The organism is Streptomyces sp. NPDC054887 (assembly GCF_053610585.1).
The window spans coordinates 1-14401 of record NZ_JBSGYQ010000006.1 but is presented as its reverse complement, the minus strand read 5'-3'; the positions used below and the strand labels follow the sequence as shown (position 1 = coordinate 14401).

Below are 14401 nucleotides of genomic sequence, written 5' to 3'. Positions count from 1 at the left end.
GGAGGACAGACCCATGACGACCATCACCCTCGTACGCGGTGACATCACCGAACAGCACGTCGACGCCGTCGTGAACGCCGCCAACTCGTCGCTCCTCGGCGGCGGCGGAGTCGACGGCGCCATCCACCGCAAGGGCGGCCCCGCCGTCCTGGCCGACTGCCGCCGTCTGCGCGCCTCCCGGTACGGGAAGGGACTGCCGACCGGGCGCGCGGTCGCGACCACGGCGGGCCGGCTGAACGCCCGCTGGGTCATCCACACCGTGGGCCCGGTGTGGCAGCCCGACCAGGACCGGTCGGAGCTCCTCGCCTCCTGCTACCGGGAAGCACTGCGCGGGGCCGAAGAGCTGGGCGCGGTGAGTGTGGCGTTCCCCGCCATCTCCACCGGCGTGTACCGGTGGCCGATGGACGACGGCGCGCGCGTCGCCGTCCGCACGGTACGGGAGGCCGCCGGCGGGTGCGTGGCGGAGGTGCGGTTCGTACTGTTCGACGAAGCCGCGTACAAGGCGTTCGAAACGGCACTGGCAGCGGCACCTTGATGTCGGATTCTCGCCAGCCCCGGGCCCCGGACTCCCCGATGCTTGAGGCATGCACACCGACACCGAGCGCTGCGTGCGCGCCGTCCAGTCCAAGGACTCGCGCTTCGACGGCTGGTTCTTCACCGCAGTCCTGACCACCCGGATCTACTGCCGCCCCAGTTGCCCGGTCGTGCCGCCCAAGGTCGCCAACATGACCTTCTACCCCAGCGCGGCCGCCTGCCAGCAGGCCGGCTTCCGGGCCTGCAAGCGGTGCCGGCCCGACACCAGCCCCGGCTCACCGGAGTGGAACGCCCGCGCCGACGTCGTCGCCCGCGCCATGCGCCTGATCGGCGACGGCGTCGTCGACCGCGAAGGCGTCCCCGGGCTCGCCGCACGCCTCGGCTACAGCACCCGGCAGATCGAACGCCAGCTCCTCGCCGAGCTGGGCGCCGGCCCGCTCGCCCTGGCCCGGGCCCAGCGCGCCCAGACCGCCCGCCTGCTGATCGAGACGACCCCGCTGTCCATGGCGGACGTGGCGTTCGCCGCCGGCTTCTCGTCGGTGCGCACCTTCAACGACACCGTCCGCGAGGTCTTCGCCCTCTCACCCAGCGAACTGCGCGGCCGCGCCGGGAAGCAGCGGCCGGTCCCCGGCGCCATCTCCCTGCGCCTGCCGTTCCGCGCCCCGCTCAATCCCGCCAACCTCTTCGGCCACCTCGCCGCGACCGCCGTCCCCGGCGTCGAGGAGTGGCGCGACGGGGCGTACCGGCGCACGCTCGCCCTGCCGTACGGGCACGGAATCGCCGCCCTCACCCCACGCCCCGACCACATCGGCTGCCTGCTGTCCCTCACCGACCTGCGCGACCTGACCATCGCCATCAGCCGCTGCCGCCGGCTGCTCGACCTCGACGCCGACCCCGTCGCCGTCGACGACCGGCTGCGCGCCGACCCGCTGCTCGCCCCGCTCGTCGACAAGGCCCCCGGACGCCGGGTGCCGCGCACGACCGACGCGGCGGAGTTCGCCGTACGCGCGGTCCTCGGCCAGCAGGTCTCGACCGCGGCGGCCCGCACCCACGCGGCCCGCCTGGTCACCGCCCACGGCACACCGGTCGACGATCCGGCCGGCGGGCTCACCCACCTCTTCCCCGACCCCGCCCGGCTGGCCGCCCTCGACCCCGCGTCGCTCGCCCTGCCGCGCACCCGCCGCACCACCCTGACGACGCTGGTCGCCGCGCTCGCCGACGGCACTCTCCGACTCGGCTTCGACAGCGACTGGGAGCGGGCCCGCGCCCAGCTCATGGCGCTGCCCGGCTTCGGCCCCTGGACGGTCGAGGTGATCGCGATGCGGGCGCTCGGCGACCCGGACGCGTTCCTGCCGACCGATCTCGGCGTCCGGCGGGCCGCGCGGGAGCTGGGGCTGCCGTCGACCCCGGCGGCGCTCACGGCGCGGGCGGCGGCCTGGCGGCCGTGGCGGGCCTACGCCGTCCAGTACCTGTGGGCGACCGACGCCCACCCGATCAACAACCTGCCGGTATGAGGAGCACGCACATGCACGCGAAGACACGCGACAGGACACGGCAGCACTGTGTCGTCGACAGTCCGTACGGTCCGCTGACGCTGGTCGCGACCGACGGCAGGCTGTCCGGCCTGTACATGACGGAGCAGCGCCACCGGCCGCCGGAGGAGTCCTTCGGGGACCGCGCACCCGGGATCCTGCGGGAGGCCGTGCGGCAGCTCGACGCGTACTTCGCGGGGGAGCTGCGGGAGTTCGACCTGGAGCTGGCCCTCGACGGCACACCGTTCCAGCGCAGCGTCTGGGTGCAGCTCCGGCTGATCCCGTACGGCGAGACCTGGACGTACGGCGAACTGGCCGAGCGCCTGGGCAACCCGGCGGCGTCCCGGGCCGTCGGCCTCGCCAACGGCAGGAACCCGGTCGGCATCATCGTGCCGTGCCACCGGGTCGTCGGCGCGGCCGGAAGCCTCACGGGCTACGGCGGCGGCCTGGACCGCAAGCGCAGGCTGCTGGCGTTCGAGGCGGGCGGGACGGGCGCGGCGGACCAGCTCTTCTAGCCGGCGGCCGTACGGGCGGGCGGCGCGCGAACGGGGAGCCGGGCCAGATGGCCTACCTGGCGCGGCGTCACCGCGAGGGCCGCCCGATGCTGGCCGTGAGCGACCCGGCGGGCGCCGGGAGCGGTCCACTTCAGGAGGTACGCCGGCATGCGCGCAACACCCATCCACCGTGTCAGACCCGTCCGTCCGGGGCACCGGACGACCGCCGCCCTGGTCGCGGCCGGGGCGTGCGTACTCGGTCTCGTCGCCGGGCCCGGGCCGGCGCTGGCCGACGACCGGCGGGACGACCGGCGGGGCGACAGCGCGCTGCGCGCGGCCCTGGAGGGGCTGGTGGGGCCGCCCGACGGCCCGCCCGGCGCCGTCGTCCTGCTCCAGCGGGGCAAGGACGTGAAGGTGTACCGGGCCGGCGTGGCGGACGTCGAGTCCGGACGGCCGCCGCGGGCCGGCGACCACATGCGGCTGGCCAGCGTGGCCAAGGCGTTCAGCGGGGCGGTCTCGCTGCGGCTCGTGGACCGCGGGAAGCTGCGGCTGAACGACACGATCGGCAAGCGGCTGCCCGCCCTGCCCCGCGCCTGGCACAAGGTGACGCTCCGCCAGCTGCTCCAGCACACCAGCGGCCTGCCGGACTTCAGCGAGGCCCCGGAGTTCGTGGAGCGGCTGTCGGCGGACCCGCGCCAGGAGATGGACTCGCGCCGGCTGCTGGACTTCGTCGCGGACGAACCCCTGCGCTTCGCCCCCGGTTCCCGCTACCGGTATTCCAACTCCGACAACATCGCGGTGGCCCTGATGGCGGAGGCCGTGACGGGCCGTCCGTACGAGGAACTCCTCGACCGGCTGGTCTTCCGCCCCCTGGGCCTGCGCAACACCAGCCTTCCCAGCGGGTACGCACTCCCGCGCCCCTACCTGCACGGGTACGACATCGAGCAGGGACAGCGGCCCGAGGACGTCAGCACCGCTCTCAGCATGTCGGCCGTGTGGGCATCGGGCGGAATGGTCTCCACCCCGAACGACCTGAACGCCTTCATGCGCGCCTACGCGGGCGGTGCGCTCTTCTCGCAGAAGACCCGCGAGCAGCAGACGAAATGGGTCGCGGGCTCCTCCGTCAACCCCGGCCCCGGCCGCAACAGGGCCGGACTGGCCCTGTTCCGGTACGAGACCCGCTGCGGCGTGGTGCACGGCCACACCGGCACGATCCTCGGCTACACCCAGTTCGCCGCCGCCACCCCCGACGGCAAGCGGTCCCTGACGTTCTCCCTCAACACGCAGCTCGGCCAGAGCACCACACCGGAGCTCGTGGCGCGCATGCGCGCGGTCCAGGAGGACTTCGTGTGCGAGCTGCTCCGCCGCTGAGCCGGTGCACCCCCGACGGCGGCCGCCCGGCCGCCGTCGGCGGTACGAGCGGCTAGTGGGCGACCGGCGTGAACGGGTTCGGGGTTCCGCCCGTCCAGCGGTGCAGGACCGCCCGCGCCGTCTGCTTGGTCACCCCGTCCTCCACCACCGTCCCCGCCTCGACGAGGTAGTACCGCCCGTCGCCGAGCGAGACCAGCCCGTACTGCCCGCCGGACTCCCATCCGTACGTGCCGGACGCCTCGTGGCGCAGTCCCTTGCGCAGCAGCGGCAGGAGTTCGCCCCGCTCGGGCACGGGCTGCCCCGTGACGGGCCCGGCGACCGGGCGCCTGGAACCGTCGGCGACGAAGAGCGAGTAGTTCGGGAACTGCGGCTTGGCGCCCTTGTAGACGGCCATCAGCCAGTTGCCCGAGTGCGCGTCGTACTCCAGGTTCTGCACGCCGTACCGGGTGTTGCCGGTCCGTACGAAGTACTTGCCGTCGACGTCCGAAGGGCCGCTGGTGTGCGGCGCGCTCTCCGGCAGCGGGCGCTCGAGCTTGTGCCACTTGCGCACGTCGTACTGGAGGAGGACCTGGTGGTCGTTGTCCTGCCGCTTGACGTTCGAGTAGATGCCGTAGGCGACCGTCAGGACCTGCTTGCCGCGCTTGGTGCGGCTGCTGCGGTCGAACTCCGGACCGAAGGCGACCCCGTCGATGCCGCTGCACCCGTAGCGGTGGTCGGGCGTGTTCGCGGTGTCGCCGTCGAACTTCCCGTCGCCGTTCATGTCGGCCGTGTAGTCGTCGACGACCTCCTGGAGGTGCACCGTCGACACGACGTCGGTGGTCCGCGCGTCCATGCCCATGCGGTCGATCCGGTCCACGTCGAGGATGGCGATGTAGAACGCCTTCGCCGCCTTGTACTCCAGCGAGCCGTAGACCCTCCCGTCCTTCACGTTGTAGTCCAGATCGCCGAGATGTCCGGTGAATCCCGATACGGACCCCACCGGATTGCCGCGCAAATCGGTCTTGACGAGGAGGTTGGTGAAGGAGAAGTACATGAACCCCTTGTGGCGGTCCACCGCGACGCCCTGCACGTGCCCGGCCTTCCAGGCCCCACCCCTTATCTCGGTGGGCAGGCGTCCGCTCCCCGGCCCCTCCGCTTCCGCCGCGACGGCGCTCTGGGCCACCAGGGCGCCGGCGGCGAGGGCGGTCAGGACTCCACGGGTGAAGGTGCGCATGGGCTCTCCAGGTCTCGTCGAGGAAGGGAGCGGGACTCAAACGGTCGGGAGCGGGGCGAAGAGTGGGGCCCGGGTGGGCCGGGGAGGGGGACGCCGACATGCTGCGCCGTGCCGTCGTCCGCCCGGTGCACCGCGGCGCAACACCGGGTGACGGCATCGGGTCAACAGACCGTAGGGGCCGCGCGGCCCGCCGGACAGGCGCGATTCAGCCGAGCACCAGCCGCGCCGTACGGTGGGCCAGTTCGGTGATCCGTACGCCGTCGAACCCGAACACCGCGCTGCGCACGGTGTCCTCCAGCGGCTCGGTCCACTGGCGGCCGATACCGGCCGCCCCGTACAGCACGCCGGCCACCGAGCCCGCCGTCGCGCCGTTGGAGTCGGTGTCCAGGCCGCCGCGCACGGTCAGGGCCAGCGTCCGGGTGAAGTCGCCGTCGCCGTACAGCAGTCCGGCCGTGATGACGGCGGCGTTCGGGACGACGTGGATCCAGCCGAGCCGGCCCGTCTCCTCGTCCATCGCGGTGAGCGTGTCCTCCCAGGCCGCCCCGGCCGCGTGCAGGGCGAGCGTGTGGCGGACCGTACGGGCGAGGCGGCTGCTCGCCGGTACGGGCTCCAGCGCCGCCTCCAGCGCGGCGCGCGGCCCGGACGCCGTGAACGCGGCGGCGACCAGGGCGGCCGCCCACATCGCGCCGTACACCCCGTTGCCGGTGTGCGAGAGCGCGGCGTCCCGCCGGGCCAGCGCGGCCGCCCGCTGCGGGTCGCCCGGACTGGTCCAGCCGAAGATGTCGGCGCGGATGAGTGCGCCGATCCACTCCTGGTACGGGTTTTCGAAGGTGGCGGTCAGCGGCGGCCTGAGCCCGTTCGTCAGATTGCGGTACGTCGCCCGCTCGGCGGTGAAGGTCTGCAGAAACGGCAGGCGCAGCAGCCACAGTTCGCCGACCTCCTCGGTGGTGAAGGCGAAACCGTGGGTCTCCAGCAGGTGCAGACCGAGGATCGCGTAGTCGACGTCGTCGTCCCGGCAGCTGCCGCTGATCCGGCCGCGCACGCAGTGCCGCCATTCGGGGCGCAGTTCGAAGCCGTCCGTACCGGGCGGGGGCTCGGGCAGGTAGTCGGTGAGCGGGAGCGCGCCGGTCAGCCGCAGGTAGCGGTCGATGCGGGCCCGCGTCCAGTAGTCGCCGCGCTCCACGGGCTTGCCGAGCATGTTCCCGGCGATCCGGCCCAGCCAGCCGCCGAGGATCCGGTCGGCCGTGCGCGTGCTGTGTGGCGTCATGCGTCGGATCTACCCGCTTCCCCTGGTCGACTATGGGAGGTTTAGACGGTTTTCACTGATATGCGAGACAAGGGGTCGCGGAACTGTTCGATCCGGCCGACGCGCGTGACGCCTCACTATGGGCGTCAAAAGATGACAAACAGGCTTGGCGCGCCGTTCGGGGACCCTGCCGCGCTGGACGCCCATGGGCAGGGGGCCCTTCCTGCGGATATGGTCGGGGCGGCGCGACTGCCTGTTCGAAAGCAAGGGATAGCAAGGTGACGGACGGAGCAGTAACTGAGACCGCCCGCGTGCTCGTCGCGGCGGACAAGTTCAAGGGTTCGCTCACGGCCGTGCAGGTCGCGGAGCGGGTGACGGCCGGGCTGCGGCGGGTCGTCCCCGACGTGGGCGTCGAGGCACTGCCTGTCGCCGACGGCGGCGACGGCACGGTGGCCGCGGCGGTGGCGGCCGGTTTCGAGCGCCGGGAGGTACGGGTCACCGGACCGCTCGGCGAGCAGCTCACGGCGGCGTTCGCGCTGCGCGAGGGCACCGCCGTGGTCGAGATGGCGGAGGCGTCCGGCCTCCAGCACCTCCCCGACGGCGTCTTCGCGCCGCTGACCGCGACGACGTACGGCTCCGGCGAACTGCTGAGGGCCGCCCTCGACGCGGGCGCCCGCACGATCGTCTTCGGCGTCGGCGGCAGCGCCACCACCGACGGCGGCGCGGGCATGCTGGCGGCGCTCGGCGCGCGGTTCCTGGACGCGGCCGGCGAGCCCGTCGGGCCCGGTGGCGGGGCGCTCGGCGACCTGGCCACGGCCGACCTGTCCGGCCTGGACCCCCGGCTGGCCGACGTGGACCTGGTCCTGGCCAGCGACGTCGACAACCCGCTGACCGGCCCGAAGGGCGCGGCGGCGGTGTACGGCCCGCAGAAGGGCGCGAGCGAGGAGGACGTGGCCACGCTCGACGCGGCGCTGGCGCACTACGCGTCCGTACTCGGCCCCGAGCCCGCGGACTCGCCCGGCGCGGGCGCGGCGGGCGGCATCGGTTACGGGGCCCTGATCGCCCTCGGGGCGAGCTTCCGGCCCGGCATCGAGGTCATGCTGGACGTGCTCGGCTTCGACGAGGCACTGTCCCGCGCGACCCTGGTGATCACCGGTGAGGGCTCCCTCGACGCGCAGACCCTGCACGGGAAGGCGCCGGCGGGTGTGGCGGCGGCGGCGCGCGCGAAGAACATCGAGGTCATCGCGGTCTGCGGCCGCCTGGCTCTGCCCCCGGAGGCCCTCGGCGGGGCCGGCATCCGCAGGGCGTACGCCCTGGCGGACCTGGAGCCGGACCCGGCCCGTTCGATGGCGGAGGCGGGACCGCTGCTGGAACGCGTGGCGGAGAAGATCGCCCACGACTTCCTGACCTGACCTGACCTGAGATCACCTGACCCCGACGGGCGGCGGGCGTCCCCACGGGGGCGTCACCCCGCACCTCCGCGCACCGGTCCGGACCACCGGCTCCGGGCGCCGGATTGCCCACCGCCCCGGCAGCCCTCCGCGCCGGCCGCGGAGCGCCGTCCGGTCTCCGGCCCCCGCGCGGCACCCCCGTCCCGCCCGGCGACGCCGCCACCTCCGGCGGGCGAGGAGCGGGGCCCGGGGCGGAGCCCCCGCGGTCCCGGCGTGCGGCGAACGCCCCCGGGCGCAGCCGCTCACGTGCCCGAAAGCCGGAACGCGTCCAGGGCCAGGGTCATCTCGATCAGGTCGCGCGGGCGTGACAGGGAGCGGGACGTCAGCTGCTCCAGCCTCCGCAGCCGGTTGAACACCGTGTTGCGGTGGCAGTACAGCCGGCCGGCGGTCCGCCCCGCGGACCCCTCGCACTCCAGCCACGCGTCCAGCGTCTCCAGCAGCACCGCCCGGTCCGCCGGGTCGAGACCCATCAGGTCGCCGAACACGTCCGCCACCAGCCGCCGCGCCAGCTCCGGCTGACTGACCACCAGCGCCGTCGGCATCCGCTCGTCGAGCCGTACGATCCCCGTCGCGTCCGGCGCGCACGTCCGCAGCGCCAGGTCGGCGAGCCGCCGCGCCCGGCCCAGGCCGGCCAGGCCCTCCACCACCGGGCTGATCCCGCCGGGCCCCGGACAGCGCCCGGCGAGCAGCTCCGACAGCGCGTCCAGCGTCTCCTCGCCCAGCGCGACGACGCCCACCTCGCAGTCCGTGCGCATCCGCCAGATGAACCGCATCCCGGCGCCCTGGATGCGCCGGTGAAACGGCTCGCGCCCGTCCCGCCGCTCCAGCCGCAGCACCACCACCGCGTACCACCCCTGCTCCGGCAGGTCGAGGCCGGCCGCCGCGCGGGCCGCGAGGGCCGGCGAGTCCTCGCCCTCCAGCAGGGCGTCGAGCAGCGCCTGGAGCCGTTCGTCCGTACGCTGGCGCAGCTCCGCCTCGGTCGCCCGGTACGCCTCCGAGGCGATCGCCGTCTGCGCGTCCACCGCGGCGAACACCGTCGTGGCCGCCCGCATCAGCACCGCCAGCTTCTCCGGGTCACGCCCCGGCGGCCCGGCGGCCCCCGCCGGACCTCCCGACTCCTGCGCCTCCGCTTCCTCGGATGCCTCGGCCCCGTCCGACCCCTCCACCCCCTCCAGCAGCGCGTCCCAGATCAGATAGCCCGCCTGGCGGTACGAGTGCACGAGCAGCTCCAGCGGAAAGCCCTGCTGGGCCCGCCGCCGCCCCGTCCACTCCGCGTACTCCAGATCCCGGCGCGGCTGCGACTTCGGCGCCGATATCGCCTCGACGCCGATCCGCATCGCCCGCTCGATCTCCTGCCAGTGCTGGTCCGGCGACAGGACGCGCGTGTAGAGCGGAGAGTGCGCGTCCAGGTCCCGCGCGTGCCGGTCCACCAGATCCGGCAGCCGGTCGAGCAGCGCCGCACATGCCTCCGTCAATACTGCCCAGTCGTGTCCCGTGCGTACTCTGCGGCCTCCCATGGGGCGAGAGCGTGCCATGCGCCGGGCCGTCCCGACACCCCCCTGACACGCGGTGTTGTGCGCGTGCACAACCGGTGCCGGGCGCGGGTGGTCACCGGCAGCGGTTCTGCCGCCAACCGTGGACGCCACCCGTGCGCCGGTGTTGAGGTGAGCCCCATCGAACGGCCCGAGGAAGGGGTGCCATGGCGGGCGCCGCACTGGAAATACGGGATCTTTCGGCGGGGTACGGACCCGTGAGGGCGCTGCGGCACGTGTCGCTGACGCTGCCCGAAGGATCCGTCGTCGCCGTACTGGGCAGCAACGGAGCGGGCAAGTCCACGCTCCTGCGCGCTGTCTCCCGCACACTGTCGTTCCACGGCGGAGCGGTCACCGGAGGCACCGTCGCCTTCGGCGGCCGGCCGCTCACGGGCCTGTCTCCCGACCGGGTGGTGGCGGCCGGGCTGTGCCAAGTGCCGGAAGGGCGGCAGGTGTTCGCCCGGATGACGGTGGCCGACAACCTGCGCGCCGGGGCGCTCGGCTCCACCGGCGACCGCGCTGCCCAGGCCGCGGCCCTGCGCCGCGTCCACGAGCTGTTCCCGGTCCTCGCCGACCGCGCCGGACAGCGTGCGGGGCTGCTCTCCGGCGGCGAGCAGCAGATGCTCGCGGTGGCCAGGGCCCTGATGGCAGGTCCGAAACTGCTGCTCCTGGACGAGCCCTCGCTGGGGCTCGCCCCGCTGATGGCCCAGCGGATCGCGGAGACCATCACCGAGATCAACGCCCAGGGCACGGCCGTACTGCTCGTCGAACAGAACGCCGCCATCGCCCTGCGCCTCGCCTCGCACGCCTACGTCCTCGACGTCGGCGAGGTCGTCCTGTCGGGACCCGCCGACGAGCTGGCCGCCTCCGACGAGGTACGCCGCCGCTACCTGGGCGTCGTCGACGAGGACGCCGCGGCCGACGCCTCCGAGGCCGTGGCGGCCCACCGCACACTCGGTGTCTGGGAGGAGCGATGAGCACCGAAGCCCCGGCACTGGAAGTGCGCGACCTGACCGTGCGGTTCGCCGGACTCACCGCCCTGGACGCGATCGGCTTCACCGTACGGCCCGGCACCGTGCACGCCGTCATCGGACCCAACGGCGCCGGCAAGTCCACCACCTTCAACGTCCTCTCCGGCGTGTACCGGGCCACCTCCGGCAGCGTCCGCTTCGGCGACCGGGAACTGACCGGCCTGCCGCCCCACCGCATCGCGGACCTCGGTGTCGCCAGGACGTTCCAGAACCTCGCCCTGCCGCCCGGAGCCACCGTCGAGGACAGCCTGATGCTCGGCCGCCACCGGCTCACCCGCACCGGTTTCGTGGCGGCGGGCCTGCGGCTGCCGTCCGCCGGCCGCGAGGAGGCCAGGCACCGCGAACGCGTAAGGGAGATCGCCGCGTTCGTGGGGCTTGAGGACCAGCTCGCCCGCCCCGCGGGGTCGCTCCCGTACGGGCAGCAGAAGCTCGCCGAGCTGGCCCGCGCCCTGTGCATGGAGCCCAAGCTGCTGCTCCTCGACGAACCGGTCGCCGGCATGACCGCCGGCGAGCGCCGGGCCACCGCCGCCGTCGTCGCGGGCGTACGCGACAGCCTCGGCATCTCCATCGTGCTGGTCGAGCACGACATGGGGGTCGTGATGCGGCTCGCCGACTCCGTGACCGTCCTCGACTTCGGGCGGCTGATCGCCGACGGAACGCCCGCGTCCGTCCAGTCCGACCCCGCCGTCGTCCGCGCCTACCTGGGAGAGGAGGCCACCTCATGACCACCTTCGCCGAACTGCTCCTGAACGGGATCTCGATCGGTTCCGTCTACGCCCTGATCGCCCTCGGCTTCGTGGTGATCTTCCGCGCCACCGAGGTCGTCAACTTCGCCCACGCCTCGCTGCTGCTCGCCGGCGGCTACGTCACCGCCGTGCTCCACGACGACATCGGCTTCTGGCTCGCCCTGCTCGCCGGCATCGGCGGCGCCGCCGCCGTCGGCGCGGGCGTCGAGTTCCTGGTGATGCGCCGCTACCGGGGCTCGAACCACAGTGTGCTGGCCATCGTGACCATCGGCGTCGACATCCTGCTCACGACCGAGCTGACCCGCCGCATCGGCACCGACGTCCTCGCCCTGGGCGACCCCTGGGGCGACGCCGTCCTCACCGTCGGCGGCGTGAGCATCGCGCACACCCGGATCGCCGCGTTCGTCGCCGCGGGCCTGCTCCTCACCGCCTTCCTGCTCGCCTTCCGCTTCACCTCCTGGGGAGTGGCGATGCGCGCCGCCGCGGAGAACTCCGAGACCGCAGCGCTGATGGGCGTACGCCTGGGCCGGGTCTCGCTCGGCGCCTGGGCGGTGGCGGGCGCACTGGCCGCCGTCGCCGCGCTGTTCCTGACGGTCTTCCCGACGCCGGGGCTGGAACGCTCCACCTCGCTCGCCGCGCTGAAGGCGTTCCCCGCCGCGATCCTGGGCGGACTCGACTCCACCACCGGAGCGCTCGTCGGCGGCCTCCTCGTCGGCATCACCGAGTCGCTGGCCACCGGCTACCAGGGCGACCTGACCTTCCTGGGCCGCGGCATCGGCGACCTGGCCCCGTACCTCGTGATGGTCGCCGTGCTGCTGGTCCGCCCGGCCGGCCTCTTCGGCACGAAGGAGCTGGCCCGTGTCTGACCCGGCCAAGCGGATCCGCCGCCTCGCACTGTGGACCGCCGGAGCGGTCCTGCTCCTCGCGCTGCCCTTCTACCTGGAGCGCTTCTGGCTCCAGGCGGGCCTCTTCGCGATGGCCGCCGCCATCGGCGCCATCGGCCTCAACCTGCTGACCGGCTCGACCGGCCAGCTCTCCATGGGCCACGCCTTCTTCCTCGCCGTCGGCGCGTACGGATACTGCGTCCTCGCCGGGGACTCCACCGGCACGCTCACCGGCCTGAACCTGCCCAGCTGGCTCGCGGCCGTGCTCGCCGTGGCGCTCGCGGGCGTCGCCGGCGGACTGTTCAGCCCCATCGCCGGACGGCTCCAGGGCGCGTACCTCGGCATCGCGACGCTCGCGCTGATCTTCATCGGCCAGCACGTGCTGTTCAACGCCCACGGCCTGACCGGCGGCTTCAACGGCCGCGACGTCCCGCCGCTGAGCCTGTTCGGCGTCACCTTCGACGAGTCGGAGCTGCTGGTGGCCGCCGTGCCCTTCGGCTCCGCCGAGAAGCTCTGGTACGTCGGCCTGCTCGCGCTGGCCGGCTGTGCCCTCTTCGCCCGCGGCGTGCTGCGCGGGCGGCCCGGACGGGCCATGAACGCCATCCGCGACCACCGCATCGCCGCCGGGGTCATGGGGGTGCCGGTGGCCCGCTACCGCGCCGGGGTGTTCGTGCTCTCCTCCATGTACGCGGGCCTGGCGGGCGTCCTGCTCGCGCTGGTCTTCCAGCGGACCGTGCCGGAGTACTTCGGCATGATCCTGTCCCTCGAATATCTCGCCATGATCGTCATCGGCGGTCTCGGCTCGGTCGCGGGAGCGGTGGTGGGAGCCGTGTTCGTCTCCCTGCTGCCTCAGCTCCTCACCCGGTACAGCGACGCCCTGCCCCTGGTCTCCGCCCCCGGTACGGGCGGGGTCGCACCGGGCGAGGCGTCGCGGTACCTCTACGGCGCCGCCGTTGTCGCGGTGGTGCTCTTCCTGCCGGGCGGCCTGGTGCGGCCATCCCTCCGGCGCAAGTCGACAACCTCAGGGGAGTAACGATGACCACGCGTACCCAGGTCACCAGAACCACCGCCGCCGCACTCGCGGCCCTGCTCGCGCTGACGGCGGCCGGATGCAGCTCGAAGGCGAAGGACTCCGGCGGCGGCGACAAGCCGGACGCCGGCGGCGTCAAGACCGGGCAGGGCGTCACGGACAAGACGATCAAGCTCGGTGCGCTGACCGACATGACCGGCGTCTACGCCTCGCTCGGCAAGAGCGTCACCCAGGCCCAGCAGCTGTACGTGAAGCAGGCCAACGCCGACGGCGGCGTCTGCGGCCGGAAGATAGAACTGGTCGTGCGCGACCACGGCTACGACCCGCAGAAGGCCGTCTCCGGCTACACGGAGCTGTCGCCGCAGGTGCTCGGCTTCGCCCAGTTCATCGGCTCGCCCTTCGTCGCCGCCGTGAAGCAGCGCGTCGACGGCCAGGACAAGGGCCTCGTCATCCCGCAGGCGTGGTCCGCCTCGCTGCTGGGCAGCCCGTACATCCGGGTCGTCGGCAACACGTACGACGTCGAGACGATCAACGCCGTCGACTTCCTGATGAAGGAGAAGGGACTCAAGAAGGGCGACAAGCTCGGCCACGTGTACTTCGAGGGCGACTACGGCGAGAACGCTCTCGCGGGGGCCGAGTACGCCGCCGAGGAGGCCGGGCTCACCGTCGTGGAGCAGAAGATCAAGCCGACCGACAACGACATGACGGCGCAGGTCGCCGCGCTCAAGAAGGCCGGCGTCAAGGGCGTCGTCATCAGCGCGGGACCGCGCCAGGCGGCCTCGTTCGTCGGAGTCGCGGCGGCCGTCAAGCTCCAGGCGCCGATCATCGGCAACAACTCGGCGTTCTCGCCGCAGCTCCTCGCCACCCAGGCCGGCCCCGCGCTGGCGAAGAACTACTACGTGGCCTCACCCACCCAGCCCATCGGCACCGACTCCGCCGCCGCGAAGAAGCTCGTCGCGGACTACAAGGCGGCGTACCCCTCGGACGCGCTGGACAACGGCGTGGTGGCCGGCTGGACGGCCGCGTCGGTCTTCGGCGAGGCCCTGAAGAAGGCGTGCTCGGCGAAGGACCTCACCCGCGAGGGCGTCGGGGAGGCGCTGCTGAAGATCGACGCGTACGACTCGGGCTTCGGCACCACGCACGACTTCACCGACCCGAAGCAGCCCTCCTCGCGCCAGACGGTCGTCCTCCAGCCCGACAAGAGCGCCACGGGAGGCATGAAGGTGGTCCGCGACGCGGAGATGTCGGACGCGGCCAAGAGCTACACCGTCGGCGGCTGAGCTGCTGAGCGGCTGACGACCGGCCACGACGAAACGGCCGAGGGCCCCGGGGATTCG

Annotated in this window: 13 protein-coding genes; 10 read left to right on the top strand and 3 right to left on the bottom strand. The window is 73.3% G+C overall.

Features of this window, described 5'->3' with window-relative positions; genetic code table 11:
* The first annotated feature begins 13 nt into the window (after positions 1 to 13).
* The 4 genes from ACWGH0_RS04950 (at position 14) to ACWGH0_RS04935 (ending at position 3931) form a co-directional block, all read left to right on the top strand.
* The gene (locus ACWGH0_RS04950) at positions 14 to 535 is read left to right on the top strand and encodes an O-acetyl-ADP-ribose deacetylase (protein ID WP_453402725.1); all 522 of its coding nucleotides are present in this window, start codon (positions 14 to 16) and stop codon (positions 533 to 535) included.
* Positions 536 to 584: 49 nt separating this feature from the next.
* On the top strand, positions 585 to 2048 hold the full coding sequence (locus ACWGH0_RS04945) for an AlkA N-terminal domain-containing protein (protein WP_453402724.1): 1464 nt from the start codon (positions 585 to 587) through the stop codon (positions 2046 to 2048).
* Between the two features lie 11 nt (positions 2049 to 2059).
* Positions 2060 to 2581 (top strand): methylated-DNA--[protein]-cysteine S-methyltransferase, encoded by a 522-nt coding sequence (locus ACWGH0_RS04940; RefSeq protein WP_453402723.1) that lies wholly within the window; start codon positions 2060 to 2062, stop codon positions 2579 to 2581.
* 147 nt (positions 2582 to 2728) lie between these two features.
* On the top strand, positions 2729 to 3931 hold the full coding sequence (locus ACWGH0_RS04935) for a serine hydrolase domain-containing protein (RefSeq protein WP_453402722.1): 1203 nt from the start codon (positions 2729 to 2731) through the stop codon (positions 3929 to 3931).
* Between the two features lie 52 nt (positions 3932 to 3983).
* On the opposite strand, the gene ACWGH0_RS04930 is transcribed toward ACWGH0_RS04935, so the two are convergent.
* Both ACWGH0_RS04930 and ACWGH0_RS04925 read right to left on the bottom strand, forming a co-directional pair.
* Entirely contained in the window at positions 3984 to 5144 is a 1161-nt protein-coding gene (locus ACWGH0_RS04930; RefSeq protein ID WP_453402721.1) for a hypothetical protein, read from the bottom strand.
* 205 nt (positions 5145 to 5349) lie between these two features.
* Positions 5350 to 6411, bottom strand: a complete 1062-nt coding sequence (locus tag ACWGH0_RS04925; protein ID WP_453402720.1) for an ADP-ribosylglycohydrolase family protein — start codon at positions 6409 to 6411, stop codon at positions 5350 to 5352.
* 257 nt (positions 6412 to 6668) lie between these two features.
* Here ACWGH0_RS04925 and ACWGH0_RS04920 point away from each other — a divergent pair, with 257 nt between their 5' ends.
* Complete coding sequence (locus ACWGH0_RS04920) at positions 6669 to 7802, top strand: glycerate kinase (RefSeq protein ID WP_453402719.1); 1134 nt, start codon at positions 6669 to 6671, stop codon at positions 7800 to 7802.
* 281 nt (positions 7803 to 8083) lie between these two features.
* Here ACWGH0_RS04920 and ACWGH0_RS04915 read toward each other — a convergent pair whose 3' ends face one another.
* Positions 8084 to 9358: a PucR family transcriptional regulator gene (locus tag ACWGH0_RS04915; RefSeq protein ID WP_453402718.1), complete on the bottom strand. Its 1275-nt coding sequence runs from the start codon at positions 9356 to 9358 to the stop codon at positions 8084 to 8086.
* Positions 9359 to 9540: 182 nt separating this feature from the next.
* On the opposite strand from ACWGH0_RS04915, the gene ACWGH0_RS04910 reads away from it, so the two are divergent.
* The 5 genes from ACWGH0_RS04910 to ACWGH0_RS04890 are packed head-to-tail and all read left to right on the top strand — an operon-like array spanning position 9541 to position 14344.
* Positions 9541 to 10350 carry an ABC transporter ATP-binding protein gene (locus ACWGH0_RS04910; protein WP_453402717.1) on the top strand — a complete coding sequence of 270 codons (810 nt, stop codon included), beginning with the start codon at positions 9541 to 9543 and terminating at the stop codon, positions 10348 to 10350.
* Positions 10347 to 11129 (top strand): ABC transporter ATP-binding protein, encoded by a 783-nt coding sequence (locus ACWGH0_RS04905; protein ID WP_453402716.1) that lies wholly within the window; start codon positions 10347 to 10349, stop codon positions 11127 to 11129. The genes ACWGH0_RS04910 and ACWGH0_RS04905 overlap by 4 nt, the downstream gene beginning before the upstream one ends.
* Complete coding sequence (locus tag ACWGH0_RS04900) at positions 11126 to 12016, top strand: branched-chain amino acid ABC transporter permease (protein ID WP_453402715.1); 891 nt, start codon at positions 11126 to 11128, stop codon at positions 12014 to 12016. The genes ACWGH0_RS04905 and ACWGH0_RS04900 overlap by 4 nt, the downstream gene beginning before the upstream one ends.
* On the top strand, positions 12009 to 13067 hold the full coding sequence (locus ACWGH0_RS04895) for a branched-chain amino acid ABC transporter permease (RefSeq protein WP_453402714.1): 1059 nt from the start codon (positions 12009 to 12011) through the stop codon (positions 13065 to 13067). The genes ACWGH0_RS04900 and ACWGH0_RS04895 overlap by 8 nt, the downstream gene beginning before the upstream one ends.
* 2 nt (positions 13068 to 13069) lie before the next feature.
* Positions 13070 to 14344: an ABC transporter substrate-binding protein gene (locus ACWGH0_RS04890; protein WP_453402713.1), complete on the top strand. Its 1275-nt coding sequence runs from the start codon at positions 13070 to 13072 to the stop codon at positions 14342 to 14344.
* The last annotated feature ends 57 nt before the right edge of the window (positions 14345 to 14401 follow it).

Bases quoted from the DNA above. Each gene is read 5' to 3' on its own strand.
- ACWGH0_RS04945 (WP_453402724.1), top strand. From the start codon at position 585: ATGCACACCGACACCGAGCGCTGCGTGCGCGCCGTCCAGTCCAAGGAC.
- ACWGH0_RS04950 (WP_453402725.1), top strand. From the start codon at position 14: ATGACGACCATCACCCTCGTACGCGGTGACATCACCGAACAGCACGTC.
- ACWGH0_RS04925 (WP_453402720.1), bottom strand. From the start codon at position 6,411: ATGACGCCACACAGCACGCGCACGGCCGACCGGATCCTCGGCGGCTGG.
- ACWGH0_RS04890 (WP_453402713.1), top strand. From the start codon at position 13,070: ATGACCACGCGTACCCAGGTCACCAGAACCACCGCCGCCGCACTCGCG.
- ACWGH0_RS04905 (WP_453402716.1), top strand. From the start codon at position 10,347: ATGAGCACCGAAGCCCCGGCACTGGAAGTGCGCGACCTGACCGTGCGG.
- ACWGH0_RS04930 (WP_453402721.1), bottom strand. From the start codon at position 5,144: ATGCGCACCTTCACCCGTGGAGTCCTGACCGCCCTCGCCGCCGGCGCC.
- ACWGH0_RS04940 (WP_453402723.1), top strand. From the start codon at position 2,060: ATGCACGCGAAGACACGCGACAGGACACGGCAGCACTGTGTCGTCGAC.
- ACWGH0_RS04935 (WP_453402722.1), top strand. From the start codon at position 2,729: ATGCGCGCAACACCCATCCACCGTGTCAGACCCGTCCGTCCGGGGCAC.
- ACWGH0_RS04900 (WP_453402715.1), top strand. From the start codon at position 11,126: ATGACCACCTTCGCCGAACTGCTCCTGAACGGGATCTCGATCGGTTCC.
- ACWGH0_RS04915 (WP_453402718.1), bottom strand. From the start codon at position 9,358: ATGGGAGGCCGCAGAGTACGCACGGGACACGACTGGGCAGTATTGACG.
- ACWGH0_RS04910 (WP_453402717.1), top strand. From the start codon at position 9,541: ATGGCGGGCGCCGCACTGGAAATACGGGATCTTTCGGCGGGGTACGGA.